Raw genomic sequence first — 18166 nt, forward strand, 5'->3', positions numbered from 1 at the left:
CATGCCCGGCACAGGCTTATTTCGCTTTCCGGCGCGCCAGCATCAGCCCCGCAGCCAGCCCCGCCCAGCTCCCGGCGAAAGCGAACCCCCACGCCCACGGCAGGCACGCGGGCCAGCCCGGCTCCAAACCCGCGAACCACGCCGCCGCGGGCACCAGGTACGACCCGGTCATCCCCAGCCAGACCGGGAGAGGGGACTTCGAAAAAGACCCGCCGCCGAGCCAGCCCGCAGGGAACCCCGCCAGGAAGAGGGCGGCCGCCAGCGCCAGGAGAGCTGCCGCGGCCTGCCTCTCGTCCGCGAAGTGGTCCCTGAAGCTGGAAAGCGGGACCAGCCACAGGCCGCCGCCGAACGCAGTCATACCCACCGCCGCCGCACCGAAAACCCTATCGTGTTTCTCGAGCCAGGGATCAGACATTTTCTACACCCCCAAAAAAATACCGGCTGTTTTTTGTCGAAAGCTGCCTGCTGGTGGAGGTTCAGCAACCGTCCTGCCGTTCCCGCATCAGTTCCGGCAGGTCAGAGTGTACGAGCCGGAAGAACTCGTCCACGGCACCGGGTCTCTTGAAGATACAGCGCTCCTTCACAACCTCCACTGCGTCTACCGTACCGACAAATACCTTCAAAACCTGCTGCCCTTTTTCTTTGTCCTCGGCAACGAGCAAATAGGATGGCTCTTTCCACGCGTATTTGAGACAGTAACCGCTGATAACTCTGTCCCCGGACCATAACTTCAGGTAAGGCAGTACATCAGCAGCGTAGAACGTCTCCATCAGCTTTCTCACCAGGTCGTACTTTACAGACAATTTTTGCCCCTCGGTAAACGATTTGTTCATACTTAGCCAGAACTTTCCAATTTTTTGGTTGATTTGCTTTAGATAGTGAAAAGCTGTTCCGGACAGCCAGGTTAAATATATCCCGATACCGATCCGCACGAGGTCGGCAGCGTCAATCTTTCCTTCCTGCAGGAAGCTGAGGAACTTTTGCGGTTCAGCGAAGGTCCAGACCAGACCCGCCGGAAACATTATCAGGACACCTATTGCCGCGGCCAGGAGCCAGCCGCCGGGGGAAGCCAGTTCCCGGGTCCTTCCAGTAAGAAGGAGGTACAGCACTCCCGGCACCACCACAAACCAGAAAAACGTCCCGCCGACTACACCGCCCATACCGAGACCCCCCGCTCGATCTTTTCTCAAGGTTTCGTGAAATCCAGGACGGATTCCTTCGCCTCAAAATAGCCGAGCCTGTATTTGACGGCCACTCTCGGAGAGAAACAGCACGCCAGAAACACCGCAAACAGAGTGGCGGGAATGACAGCAAAGGGGAACAGCATTACAGCCGGCGGCGGGACAGAACCTCTAACGCCCACCATTACCAGGTCCGCGGCACACGAAAGGAAAAACTCGACCAACAGGACGCTCGCCGAGTGGCTTACGACGCACAAAAACGCTCTCCACGCCAGCCTGACCCTGAACATAGAAACACCCCCCAGGTATCTTCCTGAAAAGAGAAAACCCGGCATCCGAACGCCGGTGACAGCTCAACCGTTCCCGTCCGCTACCGAAACAACGTATGAGCACAAACCGAGGGCCAGAAATACCGTGACAACGGCATCGCACAGAATAACAATCTCGTTCCGGACTAATTTCACCCAAAACCACCTCCGAAAAAAAGAGCCGGGTTGCTCCCGGCCCTTCAAGACCCGCTGCCTGCCTACGAAGCAGGGACGAACAGCAGGGCGTTGCTTATCCTGCGGCCCGGAGTGGTGAGGTAGCGGCCTTTGTAGTAAAGCCCCGACGACGCCCCGCCGTCGAGGTTCATGGCGTCCACGGCGCCCAGTTCTTTCATAACCGACGCAAGCTGCCTGATGGTCGCGCCGGGTACCGTCACCAGTAAAATGCTGCCGTCGGGTTTCACGCCGATGGCGCTCCTCGCTCCCCCGCCCGTTAAGATCTTGGCGCTGGTGAATCCTTCGCCCGCCGGGTCGACGGTGATACGGCCCCCGGCCAGAAGCCTGGGTCCGGCACCCACGGCAGTAACTACGTCCGACCAGTCCAGCCTGCTGCCGTCCTTGTCCTCAAAGACTACCCGGTAGCTGACGCTCTTCCCCGGTTCGAAACGGTCCCGCAGGTACTGTTCCGAACCGGTGAGGTTGACCACGAAACCGTCGCCAGGGATCGTCACGTCCTGGTTTTCCACCACCCTGACCACTTTCCCGCCGGAAACCACCACCGAGGTGCCGTAAGCGAATCCCAGGGAACTGCCGCGTTCGCGGGTGTAGATGTACGCCGCGCTGCCGCCCGGGCTCGGCGTCCTGTTGAAACCGTAGGCGTACCAGTTGTTAGGCCATTCATAAGAACCACCTGTGCCGCCCTCAACTTTTATGCGCACCGTATCCATCTTAACCCGGCCATCGGAAGTTATCCCCGCCACGGAGCCGACATTGCCCACATGCACGACCTTCCCGTCCCTGATGATGGTGCCCCACGGTTCGGGTATGCCGCCATACGCTTCGAAAAAGGTGCCGTTGATGGCGGCCACCGCACCGTAGCGCTTCGCCATCGAAGCCAGGTCTTCCGTCGCGCCTATCCTGTCGTGGGCAAGTGCGACCACGGCCCTGACGGGAGCACCGGGCGGGATCTCCACTACCGTCGCCCTGATATTCCCGACCTGGCGGGAGTACTGTTTGATACCAGCACTCCCGCCGCTGGACACCTTTACCTGAACAACCTTACCGTCCAGGCTGACGGCAGCAGTGCCGGTCTTTTCGTCCCAGCTCACTTTTGCCCCGAAAGCCTCGGAAACGAAGCGCAGGGGCACGTAGGTAATGCCGCCGACCTCGCGGGGCGGCACGTCCAGGAAAGTTTCTTTCCCCGCTACCCTGGCACGGCTCGAACCTGCCTTCAGGGAAATAACCCTGTCCCCTTTTTGAACCGTGATGGATCGTTCGGGACCGTCCCACGCTACCGCTGCACCGAGGGCTTCCAGCACACCCCGGAGGGGCACCAGGACGCGGTCCTGTACCTTAATCCCCCTGTATGCCGTGCCCGCCCCAGCGAGGCCGGGCAGGATCAACAGGGCAACCAGTACCACAAACAGAGCTGCCATTACGGGCGATCTGCGCATTTCCTTTCCCCTCCCCTGAACAATACATGGCTGGGTATATTTTCTTCCCCAGAAACCGGAATCCTGCCGGGGTGTTCTATTCCGTCTGCCAGTGCACCGCCGGTACCCTGTCCTCCGAGATGCCACTCCAAGACACATTCCTTCATTCCCTTTCCTCTAAATCTGTGAAAAAGGACAATAAAACAGGAATTATTGTAAATACACTGAATATTGTCAGCCAAATGAAGCTTAAGTGTTTTTCTGTATGCGCTTCTATTAAAGTACATATTGCAATACAGGCAAGCATCATTGTGAAAGGAGCCAGGTCCGTGTATGTTCCCCCGTCTCCGGTAATCAAACTCAAAAGGGACCCGCTCTTTTTTCTTATGCTTTTTGCTGCGATCAGTCTCACTGGATTTCTGCTCCTTTCTGTACCTACCTGTTTAAGTACCAGTTGACCGCTGCCTGGCCCCATAGTGCCGATGCCAGCATACCCGCCGCCAGGAACGGCCCGAACACCATAGCGTCTTTCCTGCCTTTTTTCCCGCTGGCAAGCAGTGCTGTCCCTACCAGGCCGCCCAGGATAAACGCGACCATTACGGCCAGGACATTGTTCCACCCCAGAAATAACCCGGTGGCGAACGCCAGCTTGATGTCCCCACCGCCCACGCCGCCTTTCGTGGTTACAGCCAGAAAGTACAGGAATGCCGCCGGGATTAATGCCCCCAGCAGGACAGCCGCAGGGTCGGCCCCCAATGCCAGGTCCAGGACAGCGCCGGAAACGACCGCAAAGACTATTACTTTATCTGGAATGAGCATGTGTTCTATGTCGGTGAAGGTCACCACGACCAGCACGCAGGCCAGAACCATATATTTCAGCAGGGCCGAACTAATACCGAAACGCAGGAACAAAGATGCGAACAGCAGGCCGGTAAGCAGCTCCACCAGAGGGTACCGCAGACTTATTTTCGCCCCGCATTGCCGGCACCGGCCCTTCAGCCATACATAGCTCAACACCGGTACAAGTTCTACCGGGGCCAACCTGCGGCCGCACGCCGGACAGCGGGAACCGGGGAAAAAGACCGACTCTCCCCGCGGCACCCGGTGGATGACCACGTTCAGAAAACTGCCGGCAAACAGGCCGGACAGAAAGAAAATCGCCGTCAAACTTATGTTCCGTTCCCTCCTTTGCACCAAAAATATACCAAAAGTACTATAGTGTTAAGTAAGAGATATACTGCCAGTATCAAAACTGGAGAGATATTTCCGCAATAGATGTACATTGATATAAAACATAAAATCAACTCAACCAGAATGGCTACATAGTCCAACATTTCCGTCCTTGTTGTTGGCATAAAATATTCGAGTATCCTCTTGCCAATTTTATTTCTTGACATGATCTTACTGTTACTCCTTAATACGTTAATTCTCGGAGGATGCCGCAATTACAATTATCTTTCTGCGCCTGACCGTTTCGCACATTCCTCAATTCCCTCACCCTCACCACCACTGCATGCCTGACCGTCTCGTACGTCCCCGACAGGAGGCACGTCCCGCGGGGGAATTTCGGTATGCCCCGCAGCATGGCCGGGGTGGCGTCCGCCCTGATGCCGTGCAGGGCTTCCAGCTGGTCCGGCTCGATGGCGAAGACCGCCCGCGTGTTGCACTGGCTGATTATCTTCCGGTCTATGTCCAGGGGGTTCTGGGTGATCAGCACCGTGCATATCCCGTAGTGCCGCCCGATGCGCACGCATTCCCTGATCACCTGCTTGCACGGGGTCTCGCTGTCGAAGGGTACCAGCAGGTGCGCCTCGTCCAGAAATATCACAAACTGCGGTATTTTCCCCGCCAGACGCAGCCTCTGGAGCTCCCGCAGGGTGGCCCCCACAACAAGCTGGAGCTGGAGGAGGTCCAGGGAAGAGCAGTCCACCGCCACGGGTTTCCCGGTCTTGAGAAGTGCTGCCCAGTCCAAATTGCGCCCCATCGTCCCCAGGAAACGGTGCCTCCTGATCGACGCCTCCACGCGGGACATAGCCACCCGGAACTCGTACCCGGTCAGCCTCAAAGCGTGCATGCCGTCCTGCTCCATCTGCTTTAAAAGGTCGGTCAGCGTGAATGTCTTCCTGCGGCCCGCATCTATCTCCTTCTGCAGCGCGGCAAACGAAAAGGCGAACAGGTCATAGCCCGGCGTCCCCTCCAGGGCGGCCACCATCTGCACGGCTTCCTCCGTGGTCAGCGACGACAGCGGCACGGTGTAGTCCACACCCGGGCGTACCACCGCGCCGCCGAGGGCCTTAACATGCTCCAGGTAGTCCGCCTGGGAGTCCATCGCGACGGCGGGCACCTGCAGTCCCGCCAGTTCTTCCATCAGCACGCTGGCGAAGTACGATTTCCCGGAACCGGTGGTGCCCCCGACGAAGATGTGCCGGAGTAGTACATCCGGCCGGAGGCACACGTCCACGTCCCCGGCGCGGCCCACGTGCAGGGATTTCGCGGGGTCCATATCGAAACCCAGCGCACGGGCGACCACTCCGGGAGAGGGTTCGTACACCTCCGCGCCCGGTACGGCCGTCTCCCGGGGGGCGAAGAATGTCACTTCGCTGCCGCCTGTTTCCCCGCGCCGGAGGACGCTGACCTCGTAGATTATGTTATTTGGAGACTCGGTTTTCGCCCCGGTCACCCGCCCGAACAAGAAAGCATTTCCATTGAGAGGCGTCACCACGAAGCTGTCAGAAAGGACCCTCAGCGCGGACCGGAACTTAAAAGTATCATAGGTGGCTGAAAGCACTATGCCGAGTGCAGGCACAAACAACCATCTCCTTCCCGAAAAAACAAAAAGGGCCGGGGTTCCCGGCACTCCAATCAACTACCGCTCTAGTTTCGCGCGCACCGGATACAGGTACCTCCTAATTGTTTCATAACCTTTCATTAGATTCATTCAGACAGGCTTTTTGCTTTCGCTAAACTCACCGCATACAGCATTGCGGATACTTTACCGGGATATGACAGTTGCCCTACACACCGCGATGAACAGGATACCCAGCGGGAATACGATTATAAGATGGCCGCGGGAAGACCCGCCCCCTTCAAGGGGCGGGGTGAAAGTGGCTTACTTCATTCTCTCGCTTTGCTCTGGGTAAGGGGAGGAACAGGCTGCATTTTCATGCCTGGTATCGTCTGTCAATTAGAAAGCAATAAGGCCGGGTTATCCCCGGCCCTCCGTTACTGCTTCTGTTGTTGCCCCTGCGGCTGTCCCTGCTGTTGTTGACCTTGCTGTTGTCCCTGAACCGGCGGCTCCTGCGGAGGCTGCGGCCCCTGCTCCCCCGGCCTCAGTTCCCGGTGCAGTGCCAGCGCCTGGCCGTCCTTGTAGAGCACGTCCACATAGTCGCCCTGCTTGAACCACTTCGTCAGGTCGAGTTTCTCACCCGGTTTGTTCACGAAACCCATCCCGATCTGCACCGAGGTGTACTCGGTGGTCCTGGCCGTGATGGTCTTGCCGATGTCGCCGCCGCCTTTATCGACCTTCAGGGTCAGCCTGTCGGGTTCAACGGATACAACCTCCCCGTGCCGAACCATTTTGTTCAGTTCCTCCTCCTGCTTCTTCGCCATCTCCTGGGCCTTCACCTTCGGGGCGTAGACGAATTTGTAGTACCCGCCCCCGAAACCTCCGGCGAACCCCACCAGCAGGGACGCGATGACGATGACCGCTAAAACGCTCCTGCGCAAGTACAGCAATCGGCATTCCCCCTCATTTAATTTTTCAGGCGGCAATCCTTTTTGCCGCCCAGACTATTTCCAGCAGTGCAGGTGTGACGTACACTTCCACCAGGGCCGCCAGCGCCAGCGGAACGGCAAGGTATTTTGCTCCGTTCAACAGCCTCTCTTTCAGCGTCCCGCGAACGGCCAGCACGCACGCCGCCACCAGCGCGGGAATCTCTATCACCCCGTGGGGCACGAAATAAAGTGCCGCTTCGCTCCAGGGCGTACCGGAAGACACCGTATCGCCGTACACCGCCCCAAGGACCAGAGCATTGACGGCCAATACGAAAGCCGGGAACGCCCCGAAAAGCCGTTTTCCGAAGGTGAGAACCAGCACCGCCACCAGGGCGTTCTTGACGAATATCGCCAGCGCGAGGATTGCGGGCAGGTTGCCGCCCGCTTTCTCAACCGCACCGACAGCGGCGACGGAAGCATTGACCGACGGCATCAGTACCGCTAATATCCGGTGGTGGAGTATATACCCCACCGCGAGAAAGATAACAAAAACGGCACTGTAGAGAGCAACATAACCGGGCAGACGGTGCTTAAACAACGGCACCATCTCCGCCGCCGGTTCTCGCTACCGGCGCCAGCTTCTCCCTGGCCGCGTCGAGCAGCTCCAGGGTCTCACGGGCGCGTTCGCCCGCCCGGGCTAACGCCTCTTCCATCTCCCGCCGTTCGGCCCGGTCTTCTTCCCCGGCCTGCCGGAGCAGTTCCCTCAGTTCGGCCACCAGCGACCGCGCGCCAGCCGGAGCCGTGTTTTTGTCGTTTTGTTCGTTTCCGGCTTCAGCCGCAAGTTCCAGGATCGCACCGCCCAGGTTCCCGAGCAGCCCGCGCCTCAGCCCCAGGGATACCGCCGCACCCAGCAGAGCGGCAGCCGCCGACACGCCGCCGAACGACAGCAGTTCGCGCCCCCCGAAAAGCCAGCACGCTCCCCCGGCCAGCAGGGCCGACGCCGCAGGTACAGCGGTCATGGCGAGCGTCGTCCTGGACACCTTATCGTACAGTTCTTTGCCCTTCCCGGAGATCAGCAAAGCAGATCACCATCCTTTCATCGCAAAAACGGAAACAACAGAAACTCCGCACCTACCTTTAGAAGACTCCCACCATGCACATTTTTCTCCGTAGCAGGGACCGAAATAATTTCTGCCGTTGACTGACCTCTGTCTCAACGGGCACAGTTTTTTGTCCGGGAAAGCTTTCCCTTCGGAATCCCAGTCCCGCCTCAACAATTCGAGAGAATCCACGTTTCAAACCCTCCCGTTCAGCCGCTAAGATTCTCCAGCCTGTATTCGTGCTTCGCCGCGCCGGTCACCGTGATTTTGAAGTGCGTCGGCCACCACCCCCCTTCATCGGAAGTCTCCCCTTCGTCGGAAGTCTGGTCTTTCCAAAACAACTTGAGCAACCTGGGTGCTGCCGGGAGCGGGTTCGGCAGGTAGTAAGTGATAGTGCACCTGGCCCACGTGCCGTCGTCGGAAAAGGATATGCCTGCTCCCCTCTTTCCCGGGGGAGGGATCTGGTTCGAGAACCCCGCATCCGGCGGGAGCAACCTTTCCTGTATCATCACGTCCAGGGCGCGTCCCTCCGCCATGGACTTCGCATCGGCCTGATCCACCTGGCCGAGCTGGATCCCGTACTCCCGCGCGCCCTCCCTCGCGGCCATGGCCGCGCACGCCCTAATTTGGTTTGTGTAGAAGTACACGAAACCGAACGCCGCGAAGAAGAATAGCACCGGGAGGACGAGAACCCACCCGATGACGGAGGAACCGCGCTCGGAACGGAGAAACCGTGCCAGCATCAGTCACCGCCCTCCCCGGACACAAAGAAAGCTTCGCCGGTGACGCTCTTCGACGGCGGTTCCGAACCTTTCCACATACCTTTGCCGGAAGCCCACTCCCAGAATTTCCTGAGCGGTACGGGGTAGTGGTACGTCACCCGGCAGTAAGCGTAGCCGTCCGTCCGTCTCTGCCCCACGGGGTCACCCATTGGGGCGTCAGGGTCGCCCCTGCTGGGGTCGTTGCACAGCACGTCTTTATCCGGGTCGAAAGTGGTCACCGCCGTCCAATCGCCCGGGAAATACTCCTGTATTGAAGTCACCCGGAAGAACCGCTCCTTCTGGCCCGTGTTCCTGCCCCAGAGGATGACCTTCCTGCCGGCGTATTTCGAAAGGTCAGGCCCGGCGGAACGCACCATGGTGTTCCCCACCCAGTAGTCCTCGCCGTCGTAGGTGAGGAGCCCTTTCAGTACGTCCCCCTGCGGCACCTCCACGTCCGCCCTGACGGTCGGGCAGTTTCTGTCCTTGAACCAGGTCACGCCCTCCCGCACCATGTCGATCTCCAGGATGTAGGTACCGGGTCTGGGCGGCGCGGTCACAGGCAGGCTGAAGGTGTAGGTCTGCCCGGGTGCCACTGAGTAATCCACATAGTCCCGCGTGCCGTCCCAGACGACGACCCTGCCGGAGTTCTTATCGTACCAGTGGTAGGCCAGACCGAACCTGCCTCCCGGCGTCCACGTCAGGGAACCGGTGTTTTCAGCCCTCACCTGGAGGGTGTAGGTTTCCCCGGCCACCATGTACTCAGGCACCTGGACGGGGTCGTAGGAGACGCTGTAATCTATGCCCCCTACGTCGATCCACGCTTCGAGCGTCGGCCAGTTGACTCCCTGCAGCGGGCCGAACCAGGCGCAGTACTCCTGCACCCCGTCTATGACCAGCCTGTACCTGCCCGGCTGGGACGGGGCCTTTACTTTCAGGTCGAGGTTTGCCGTCCCACCGGACGGGATGTTGTAAGGCAGACCCGTCCTCAAGCCGTCCTGGACGACCAGGCTGCCCTTATCGTTGTACCAGTGGTACGAAAAGTTCGTCCGCCAGGAGTCGGGACTGTTCCAGTTGTTCGGCCACCAGGAGGGCCTGGACGCGAACCATTCTTTCCGGGCGAGGTTGGTGGCGCTGATCTTCACGGTGAATTCCGCCCCCGGAACCACCCTCTGCGGCAGGGTCGCCGTACCGTAGCGCACCCCGTCCACGGGGGTGTACCGCCAGGAGGAATCAGAGCGGAGCACAACCCCGCCGTCGAGGTCTACGGTGACGTCATAACCCTGCACTGACTGGGCCTCCACCTCCACCTCGGGGACGTCAACGTAGGTGGGACTCCAGAGCACCGAACCATCCGTGGTCAACCTGGTTCGTATATCCGTAATGTTTTGACTGGACACATCCACCCACTTGTCGTAAGTGCCGCTTTCCTTCGCAAGTAAGACCCAACCGGACGAGCTACTGTAACCGTAGACGTAGCCGTAATCCCAACCTCTTTCGCTGTTGCCTTTCAGGTGGATCCTCTTGATTTTCCGACCGGATGACGACCATGTACCGCTCCATACATCAGCTCTGTGATAACTCACCTGCAGGCGGAGAACACCATTGGTGGACTGGACGCTGCTGCCTCCCGACGACGACGCCCCAACGTACACGGAGTACCTCGTGTTGGGGTAGGCGTAGAAACAGAGCGTACCGTTTCCGCTCGCTACCCACCCCGATGCTTCCACTTCCACCTCGGGCACGTCAACGTATGTCGGGCTGTAGAGCACACTTCCGTCCGTGGTCAGTCTGGTCTTTATCTGGGTGATGTTCTTGCCGGACACGTCTATCCACTCGTCGTACTCCTGGTTGTAGCCGGGGCTGCACCGCTTCGCCAGCTCCACCCAGGACGACCCGTTCCACCCGTAGACGTAGCCGTAGTCGTAGTTCCTCTCGCTCTTGCCCCTGATGTGGATCCTCTTTATCTTCCCGCCGCCGGGCGGAGACCAGGGGTTGCTCCATGCGTTGACATTGTGGGAATTCACCTGGAGCCGGACAGCTCCACCGGTAGAAACAATTTGGCTGCCCCCGGAAGTACCTGTTCCCACGTAGACGGGTACGGCCCGGCCGTACCGGTCCTTTGCCGTGATGGTGACCCACTGTGCGTAGGGAACCGTCCACTCGGGGTACTTAACCAGCCCGCCCGACATGGATTGGGGCGTATACGAAGTGGGCCAGTGCCACCCCGTCTGTTTAAACGAACAAAGGAACCCCGCCGGGCCGTAGTCGTTCCGGGCGGTCACCGCGAACTGGACGGGACGGCTGGGACCCGGCTCCCAATCCCAGGTCTTCACCCCCTGGCCTGAACCCTGGAGAACATTGGTCGCGTCCACGCGCACGTTAAACCAGTCGTCCGCCGTTGCGTATAACCTGTATTTGCTGTAACCAGCAGTCCACCAGACCGGCGATGTCAACGTCACTTCCTGGCCGTTCGGGGCACACCCCCCGGCCCCGGGCTGGCCCCAGATCCACCATGCGCCGGGGTCGGGCCAGCTCGCCCCGCTTTCCACCTCCACCTCGGGCACGTCGACGTAGGTCGGGCTGTAGAGCACGCTATAATCCGTGGTTAACCTTGTCCTTATTTGGGTGATGTTTTTGCCGGATACGTCTATCCACTCGTCGTACTCCTGGTTGTAGCCGGGACTGCACCGCTTCGCCAGCTCCACCCAGGACGATCCGTTCCAGCCGTAGACGTAGCCGTAGTCGTAGTTCCTCTCGCTCTTACCCTTGATGTGGATGCGCTTAATTTTGCCACCCCCGGGCGGCGACCACGGGTTGCTCCATGCGTTGGCGTAGTGGGAACTTACCTGCAACCGCAAAGCACCGTTTGTGAAGACGGTTTGTGTGGATGAAGTCCACCCCGTTCCCCAGGTCCCCTGGCCGTACTGCGCCAAAACGGCCGCCGGGAACGGGCCGGGGTGACGGACCTGGCTTACCGTCTGGCTTCCCTGCGTGCCGGGCTGACCGGTGGAACTCCCGCCCTGCTGCTGCACCATCTGCGTCTCCGGCGGGTCGGTCGTAACGACCTTCGCCTCGAACACATCCGCCTCCACCCAGGAGCCGTCCGCCAGCACCACCCGGTTCAGAAGCCGCTCCATGTCCTGCCTCACGGCTTCCGTCGCGGGCTTCACCCTGTTGCTCCCGATGTAGTACTTGTTCCCAACTTTAGTCAGCCTGCCGAGTAGCTTGTTCTTCAGGCTGTCACCCAGGTCGATGTCCTTCTTAACGGTGAACGAACCCAACACCACTTCCGCCGCCCTCTGCTTCGCGCCCTCGATGTCGCCGGGGTTTGACGCCAGCCACCTGGCCCCGGCCCGGGCGGCTTCTTCGACCACGTTCTGCACGTCGCCCAGGTGGCTGAGCCACGCAATGCCGTATATCAGCACCGCCAGGAGAGGCACCAGGATCACGAAGCCGATGACGGGCGCCGAGCCGCGGTCGGACTTTAAAAACCGCAAGAAAAGCTTACGGATGAAACAAAACCACCACCCCCGTTTTGTATAGGATAAGTGCGGCCAAATACCCGGCTACGACGAAGGGGGCCAGCGGGAGCCTGGACGGGTCGAACTTTTCCGGAGGAACGGGCTTCAGCCTAATCCGGGCGGCCAGGAAGAAGAGGCCCTGCTTCTCGTGCTCCCAGAACTTCCTGACCCCCTCCCTGCGCAGCCTCAGCGGCGCAGACCACAAAACGAGACAAACCAACCCGCAGAGCAGGGTCAGGAAAGTCACCTCCTGCCCGGCCAGTGCACCCATACCGGCCAGCATCTTCGCGTCCCCTGCGCCGAACAGGCCCAGGATGTAGAAGACCAGCCCGAAGAACAGGCCCCACACCGCACCCGAGATCGACCCGGGGAGGTCCCCGGAAGCGGCGTGCAGGGCCAATCCCGCGAGCAGAGCCGAAAGGTTGAGCCAGTTGGGTATGCGGCCCTTTTTGTCCTTCACGAAATGATACACGTCGTATAACGAAGCAGCGGCCAGGAAGGCCGCGCACAGAACTTTTTCAACAATTTCCAATGTGAACACCCACTTCCCCTTACTACTTCCCTTGCAGCGCATTGCCCATATTCTGGGCCGCGCCCTGCACGCCCGGTTTCAGGTATTTCATGATTACGGCTGCCAGGAGCGCCCCGCCGATGATGCAGAGGAGCCACTCGACAGTGCCCCCGGACTCGTCTCGCAGGAAACGCATTAACCGATCACCTCCCCACCAATTTGGCAAGAGCGGGTCCCGCCAGTCTCCACAGGACCGCGATCAGGCACGCCCCGAGAACTATGAAGACAGGCCACTCCACGTGACTGCCGGACTCGTCGCGCAGGAAAGCAAGCACGACCCACCACCCCCTGAAAAAAAGAAGGAGGGCGGGACAGCAACCGCCCCGCCCTCCAGCGCCCTTACTGAATGCCCGCCGGCCGGATCTGGTCCACCACGCCTTTCGCCGCGGTGCCGGCGTCCTGGACGCTCTGGCCGATGTCCCCGGGAGCGCCCTTCAGCTTGATGTACGCCACGGCAGCGATGATCGCGCCGGCAATGATGGTGATGATCCACTCCACGGCACCGCCGTCCTCAGCCGCCAGGAAGTTCTTCGCCGCGCTGAGCATGCCCGGTTCACCTCCCTTCAGAAGAAAGTGAAACAAATTTAAAACCACCCTCCTTAAAAAAAGAAAAGGCGGCACGGAGCCGCCCCATTTACTCTTTCATGTAGTTCGTAACCGCATTGGAAGCGTTCGTTCCTGCGTTAGTGATCGACTGCCCCAGGTTCCCCGGAGTCCCCTTCAGCTTGCCGTAGGCCACCGCGGCTATCAGCGCACCGGCGATGATGGTAAGAATCCACTCCACTGCGCCGCCGTCCTCGGTCAGCAGGAAAGACTTGACCGCTTCAAGCATACCGGGGTCACCTCCTTTCCCCGTTTTGAGGTTCCAGGACCAACCGCAGGTGGTTGACGGACAGGGGTGGTATTCTGGAGGAATCCTCCCTTTTCGTTAGGATCAAGAGCCTGTCATCCGTCGCCAGCCATACGCGGGCATCGGGAACGGTATCCACTACCCGCCCTTCTCTATCCACCACAACAAGGGCTGCAGGGGAATTTTTCCGCAGAATCCCCCTGATCTCACACTGGGATGCGGGTACTGACAGTATGCTGCTGTTGAGCAGCGTCAAATCCTCAGCGGTCCTGGGCGGGCGGACGACGTTAATTGTAAGAATGACCGCACAGAGCACGCCAACTGCAACAATGAGAATAACATCGATGCTCCCTTTATCCGACAGGAAAAACTTCCGGAACAAACCGGTTCCCTCCCCCTACTGGTCTTTCTCCGCCAGGGCCTGCGCGGTACCCTCCGCTTTCAGAGGTATCAACCCCTGCCACTTCGTACCGGGCGGAGCCTGCCGCACCATCCCCGCAAACCATTTCCCCAGGGGGCCTGCCAGGAGGAACGTCCTGACCCCCGCCGAACCTTCAAACCTGTACTCGTCGTAATACTCCTCCCCGTCCCTGGTATACTTCGGCTTATCGTATCTCACACTGCCGGTAGCGGTGTAGTCCGTGCTGGAGACGCTCCCCGAACCCGGTGGAGCAAACCCTGCCGGTACAGCCGCATCCTTTACGGGCATTTTCTCCCCGTAAAGGTTTTTCCGGAACGCATCCCGCGCGGCGGCCAGCGCCCGGGCCTCCACCCCCTGAAAGTCGCGGTGGTACCCGACAATTTTCGCTTCCACCCGCGCCGCCTTTTAGGGGTCGGTAGTCACATTGCCGGCTGCATCATACATCACGTACTCGTACTCCGGCACGACTCTGGCCTGCATGCACGCCGCAAGGGCCGCCGCGTCCGAAGCCGTCCTCAGCCTGGCCCGCACGGCGTGCGCCCGGGTATAGTCGAAAGCCAGCACGCCCAGAACGCAGAAGATCATGATGAGGTACATAGCCAGCACAGCGTCGCCCCGCTCGTCCTTAAAAAACCGGAAGATACGCCTGAAAACTTTCCTGATCTCAGATCCCCCCTTTCCGCAGCGAATACGCTATCTGGGCCGCCGCGGCCCCACCCGCGTTCGCTGCCCAGGCCAGCACGGCCCAGAAAAGTGCCGGGTCGTTCGCCGCCCTGAAGCCGAAGATCCCTATACACAGGGCCACCGCTCCCAGGGCCGCCAGGCTCGCCCCGGCCCGCCCCATAAACGGGGAGAGAAAACCGCGGAGCACCATGTGGAAAACCGAAATAACTACGAGAAGCACGGGGCCGCCCTGCATGAACAGGACGGCCTTTCTGGCCGCGCACTGAAACAAAAACAGCACGCCGTCGATGCCGCTCAAAAGACCGGAAAAGGCGTCAAATCCGTCCACCCAAATTCCCCCTTACGGCCCAAAGAGGCCCTGCTGCATGAGGGTGATCCCCATGGGGGCAAGGGTCAGGAACACCGTGGGGAGGGCCATGACGAACACCGCCACCTGGAGCTTCCGCTCGGCGCTCTGAGCCTGGCCGATGATCTCGGCCTTCCTCCTCTCCCTGGCGTCCCGCACGGCTTCAGCCAGCTTGTCGGCTATGCTCCCGCCGAACTTCTGCGCCTGGATCACCGTCGTGGCGAGCCGCCGCGCGTCCAGGAGTCCGGTGCGCGTGGCAAACTCGTCCAGCACCTTCTCGAAAGCCGTGCCCGTCCGGGCTTTCTCGATGCTCTTCGCCAGCTCCTCGCGGAGCGCCGCCCGGTGGTGGCGCGCCCCCGAGGCGGCCCACTCCAAGGCGTCGTTCACCGGGAGGCCGCCGGAAAGGGCCGTCGCCAGCCGGGAGGCAACCTGCATGAACTCGCGCTTCATCTTCCTGCGCCGCTCCGTGATCAAATACGACAGCCACCAGTCCGGCGCCTTAAAGACCAGTGCCGGGAGGAGCGCGAATATGCTGCCGGACAGCAGTCCCGTCGCGACGGCCACCGCGGCGACCCCCGCTGCGCTCAGGCGCAGGGCGTAAAATTCCTCCGGTTTGAGCCCCAGCGGGCTGCCCGCCAGCGCCAGCCTCTCCTCCACGTCCTCGGGGCCGAGAAGCTTCGCGAGTTTCGGGTACCGCTTCACCAGAGAATCGGCGAATACGGAAACCTGCTCACGCAGTGAGGGACGCGGCCCCATCAGGTCGAAGACCGTCGCCGTGGCCCGGAGGCGGAGCCCCACCATAAAAGCAAAGACCGCCGCGGCGGCCAGCAGGGGAACGTACAGCGGGACGGTAAAGTGAAAGTACACCGGCAACACCCCCATAATTTAAAAATCCTCGATGCCTCTCAGGATGTTCCAGAGCATCCACGCCCCGAAGCCGAACACCAGGAGGCAGCCGAAGATGACCGTCCTCCCCGTGCTGGTGCTGACCAGAGTGCCGAAAAGGTCCGGGGCGATGAAGGCCATGATCGCGACGTAAGCGACGGGAACGAGCGCGACCATGACCGCCGTGGTCTTCGCACCCCGCACGTACTGGTCCACCTGGAAGCGGGCGTTCATGCCCTCCCGGAGGTTGGCCACCACGGACTTGAGCAGCCCGAGCGCGTCGGGGCCGCCCACGCGGGTGTACAGCTCTATAGCGTCGCGGAGTTCTTCCGACTCAAGGCAGGGGATGCGCCGGGCCATACCCTCGAACGCCTTCACCGGAAATTCCCCGTTTTTTATTTCCTCCGCCACCCGGATGAACTCCGATTTCACCGGCTCGGGCGACGTGCGGCCCGCTTCGGCCAGGGCCGCTTCCAGCGTCATCCCGGCCGAAAGCCCCGCGAGCAGTACGTCCACGCCGAACTCCAGGGCGGACCTGAAATCCTTCACCCTCTTGTTCGCGGCCAGCTTCGCGGCAAGTCTCGGGACAAAGAGGAAACAAAGTGCCGCAAGTGCGACCGCAACCAGAACGTCCACCAGGAGCGCCGACAGGCCGAAGGCCGCCGCCGCGCTCAAAACCCCGAACGTCAGTGCCTGTTCGAACGTCAGCGGGCACAGTTCAGACAGCCCCCAGAAGCCGGCCAGGTCGGAGGCGAGTTTCTGCCCACCTTTCCCGGGCGGTTCCACGCGCTCCAGGATGGGGTTCCTCTGGAGGTACCCCATCAGGGCAAAGGCGGCGGCCAGGACGGAGATAAATACGGCGATACCGACGACCGTCAGCATTCAAAAAACCCCCTCAGTTCGCTTATTTCCTCCGGGGTCAAAAACAGGGAGAGCTTGCGCTTCTTCAAAAATTCCGGTACCTCCCCGGTGGGCCTGAGCTCACCCACGGGTTTGCCGTCGTCCCCGAAACCTTCGATCTGGAACGTGAACAGGGGCACCACTTCGGGCAGTTCGTCGTGCCCCCGGCGGCGGATCTCCCCGATGTCCAGAACCCGCCGGTAGCCGTTGATCTGCCCCAGGAAGATGACCACTTCAGCGGAGGCCACCTTCCCGATGCGTGCGGCGAGCTGCCCGTAGGCGCCGCCGGGGAAAGAAGCCAGGAGGTCCGAGAGCCGCAGGGGCACCTCTTCTATGCCCTCCACGTGCACCGAAGACATGGAGCCCGGGTGGCCGATGTTCATGGCCTGCAGCGTATAGTAGGTGGTTATCGGGCAGCGGCACTCCGAGCAGAGTATCCTGGTCGGCTTCATCCGCATGCACTTTTCGAAGATCAGGGAGAGGGGGATCTCACCCGTCCCCTCCACCCCGGCCCGGCGGGGCTCAAATACCCGCACCCGCGGCGTCGGGAGGTCGGGCCGTTCGGGGTCCGGGAGGCCCACCTTCGACTCGGCGGGGTCCTCCACGAAGATCAGGTTCTCGTCCGACTCCACGCAGAGCATCAGCGCGTTGAGGAGGGTGTTCTTCCCGGATCCCATCCCCCCGGCGGTGAATATGTTCAGCCGGGCCTTGACCATGAGTTCAAACATCCTGACCAGATGGAACGGGAAGGATTCCTTTTCCGCCAGCTCTTCCAGCGTGAAGAGCCGCGAAAACTTCCGGATGGTCACCGTGGTGCCGCGCACGGCCACGGGAGGAAGCACGGCCACCACCCGAGAACCGTCCGGCAAACGGAAGTCCTCTATGCACCGCGACTCGTCGAGCTTGCGCCCGACGGAGGCCGCCATGCGGACGGCGAAGCGCCGCAGGTGCTCCTCGGACAGGAAGGTTTTGGGCCAGTCATATATCCGCCCATTCTTTTCGTAGAAGATCTGGTCGTAGCGGTTGATCCAGATGTCCGTCACCGCCGGGTCTTCGATCAGCTCCGATACCGGCCCCCAGCCGTAGATGTCTTTGTACAGTTCGTCTACAATAACGAGCGGCAGGTTTTTCGCCGCCACGATGCCACGTATGAGCCGCCGGGCTTTATCCTTATCCCGCAGGGCGTCCGGGTCCGTCCTCCAGGCTTCCCGGAAGAAGTCTTCACGGAGTGCGTCGAGAAGCTCTTCTTTTTCGGCCCCGGGCGCCCTCTTCTCATCCGAAACCCCTTTGAGTTTTTCGAGGTAAAGAGACATT

General features: G+C 60.6%; 23 protein-coding genes. All 23 read right to left on the reverse strand.

All coding sequences use genetic code 11. The annotated features are described in order from the left end of the window. Positions 1–16: 16 nt before the first annotated feature. The 23 genes from BUA65_RS09230 to BUA65_RS09340 all read right to left on the reverse strand — a co-directional run bounded on the left by BUA65_RS09230 (position 17) and on the right by BUA65_RS09340 (position 18165). Positions 17–415 (reverse strand): hypothetical protein, encoded by a 399-nt coding sequence (locus BUA65_RS09230; protein ID WP_072869121.1) that lies wholly within the window; start codon positions 413–415, stop codon positions 17–19. 61 nt (positions 416–476) lie between these two features. Further along, a complete protein-coding gene (locus BUA65_RS09235) occupies positions 477–1160 on the reverse strand; it encodes a hypothetical protein (RefSeq protein WP_072869123.1) in 684 nt (227 codons plus the stop codon). Between the two features lie 26 nt (positions 1161–1186). Then, positions 1187–1471 carry a hypothetical protein gene (locus BUA65_RS09240; protein ID WP_072869125.1) on the reverse strand — a complete coding sequence of 95 codons (285 nt, stop codon included), beginning with the start codon at positions 1469–1471 and terminating at the stop codon, positions 1187–1189. 236 nt (positions 1472–1707) lie between these two features. Next, positions 1708–3120: a phosphodiester glycosidase family protein gene (locus BUA65_RS09245; protein ID WP_072869127.1), complete on the reverse strand. Its 1413-nt coding sequence runs from the start codon at positions 3118–3120 to the stop codon at positions 1708–1710. 142 nt (positions 3121–3262) lie between these two features. After that, entirely contained in the window at positions 3263–3511 is a 249-nt protein-coding gene (locus BUA65_RS09250) for a hypothetical protein (protein WP_072869129.1), read from the reverse strand. 23 nt (positions 3512–3534) lie between these two features. Continuing rightward, positions 3535–4266 (reverse strand): prepilin peptidase, encoded by a 732-nt coding sequence (locus BUA65_RS09255; protein ID WP_072869130.1) that lies wholly within the window; start codon positions 4264–4266, stop codon positions 3535–3537. 247 nt (positions 4267–4513) lie between these two features. Next, positions 4514–5905, reverse strand: a complete 1392-nt coding sequence (locus BUA65_RS09265; protein ID WP_072869133.1) for an ATP-binding protein — start codon at positions 5903–5905, stop codon at positions 4514–4516. Between the two features lie 416 nt (positions 5906–6321). Then, on the reverse strand, positions 6322–6834 hold the full coding sequence (locus BUA65_RS18250; RefSeq protein WP_072869135.1) for a hypothetical protein: 513 nt from the start codon (positions 6832–6834) through the stop codon (positions 6322–6324). A 25-nt stretch (positions 6835–6859) separates the two neighbouring features. Continuing rightward, positions 6860–7411 (reverse strand): stage II sporulation protein M, encoded by a 552-nt coding sequence (locus tag BUA65_RS09275; protein WP_072869137.1) that lies wholly within the window; start codon positions 7409–7411, stop codon positions 6860–6862. Further along, complete coding sequence (locus BUA65_RS09280; protein ID WP_072869139.1) at positions 7404–7892, reverse strand: hypothetical protein; 489 nt, start codon at positions 7890–7892, stop codon at positions 7404–7406. Before BUA65_RS09280 ends, BUA65_RS09275 begins: the two co-directional genes overlap by 8 nt. Positions 7893–8122: 230 nt before the next feature. Beyond that, a complete protein-coding gene (locus tag BUA65_RS09285) occupies positions 8123–8656 on the reverse strand; it encodes a TadE/TadG family type IV pilus assembly protein (RefSeq protein WP_072869141.1) in 534 nt (177 codons plus the stop codon). Further along, positions 8656–12171, reverse strand: coding sequence for a TadE/TadG family type IV pilus assembly protein (locus BUA65_RS09290; protein WP_072869143.1), 3516 nt, complete (start codon positions 12169–12171; stop codon positions 8656–8658). The genes BUA65_RS09285 and BUA65_RS09290 overlap by 1 nt, the downstream gene beginning before the upstream one ends. Before the next feature lie 7 nt (positions 12172–12178). Next, entirely contained in the window at positions 12179–12736 is a 558-nt protein-coding gene (locus BUA65_RS09295) for a prepilin peptidase (RefSeq protein ID WP_165613228.1), read from the reverse strand. Between the two features lie 13 nt (positions 12737–12749). Further along, complete coding sequence (locus tag BUA65_RS18255; RefSeq protein WP_165613229.1) at positions 12750–12902, reverse strand: hypothetical protein; 153 nt, start codon at positions 12900–12902, stop codon at positions 12750–12752. A gap of 203 nt (positions 12903–13105) precedes the next feature. Then, entirely contained in the window at positions 13106–13360 is a 255-nt protein-coding gene (locus BUA65_RS09300; protein WP_131821486.1) for a hypothetical protein, read from the reverse strand. A 40-nt stretch (positions 13361–13400) separates the two neighbouring features. Further along, positions 13401–13598 (reverse strand): hypothetical protein, encoded by a 198-nt coding sequence (locus tag BUA65_RS09305; RefSeq protein ID WP_072869148.1) that lies wholly within the window; start codon positions 13596–13598, stop codon positions 13401–13403. A gap of 7 nt (positions 13599–13605) precedes the next feature. Further along, the gene (locus tag BUA65_RS09310; protein ID WP_072869149.1) at positions 13606–13998 is read right to left on the reverse strand and encodes a hypothetical protein; all 393 of its coding nucleotides are present in this window, start codon (positions 13996–13998) and stop codon (positions 13606–13608) included. Positions 13999–14013: 15 nt separating this feature from the next. After that, positions 14014–14430: a hypothetical protein gene (locus tag BUA65_RS09315; protein WP_072869151.1), complete on the reverse strand. Its 417-nt coding sequence runs from the start codon at positions 14428–14430 to the stop codon at positions 14014–14016. 12 nt (positions 14431–14442) lie between these two features. Then, positions 14443–14634, reverse strand: a complete 192-nt coding sequence (locus tag BUA65_RS09320) for a pilus assembly protein TadG-related protein (RefSeq protein WP_242656289.1) — start codon at positions 14632–14634, stop codon at positions 14443–14445. A gap of 67 nt (positions 14635–14701) precedes the next feature. Next, positions 14702–15049 carry a hypothetical protein gene (locus BUA65_RS09325; RefSeq protein ID WP_072869155.1) on the reverse strand — a complete coding sequence of 116 codons (348 nt, stop codon included), beginning with the start codon at positions 15047–15049 and terminating at the stop codon, positions 14702–14704. 12 nt (positions 15050–15061) lie between these two features. Then, on the reverse strand, positions 15062–15949 hold the full coding sequence (locus tag BUA65_RS09330) for a type II secretion system F family protein (protein ID WP_084062226.1): 888 nt from the start codon (positions 15947–15949) through the stop codon (positions 15062–15064). Positions 15950–15952: 3 nt separating this feature from the next. Continuing rightward, a complete protein-coding gene (locus tag BUA65_RS09335) occupies positions 15953–16834 on the reverse strand; it encodes a type II secretion system F family protein (RefSeq protein WP_072869159.1) in 882 nt (293 codons plus the stop codon). Then, entirely contained in the window at positions 16828–18165 is a 1338-nt protein-coding gene (locus tag BUA65_RS09340) for a TadA family conjugal transfer-associated ATPase (RefSeq protein WP_072869160.1), read from the reverse strand. Before BUA65_RS09340 ends, BUA65_RS09335 begins: the two co-directional genes overlap by 7 nt. Position 18166 lies beyond the last annotated feature (1 nt).

Origin of the sequence: Desulfofundulus thermosubterraneus DSM 16057 (assembly GCF_900142025.1) — a bacterium.
In the GTDB taxonomy this organism is placed as follows: Bacteria; Bacillota; Desulfotomaculia; order Desulfotomaculales; family Desulfovirgulaceae; genus Desulfofundulus; species Desulfofundulus thermosubterraneus.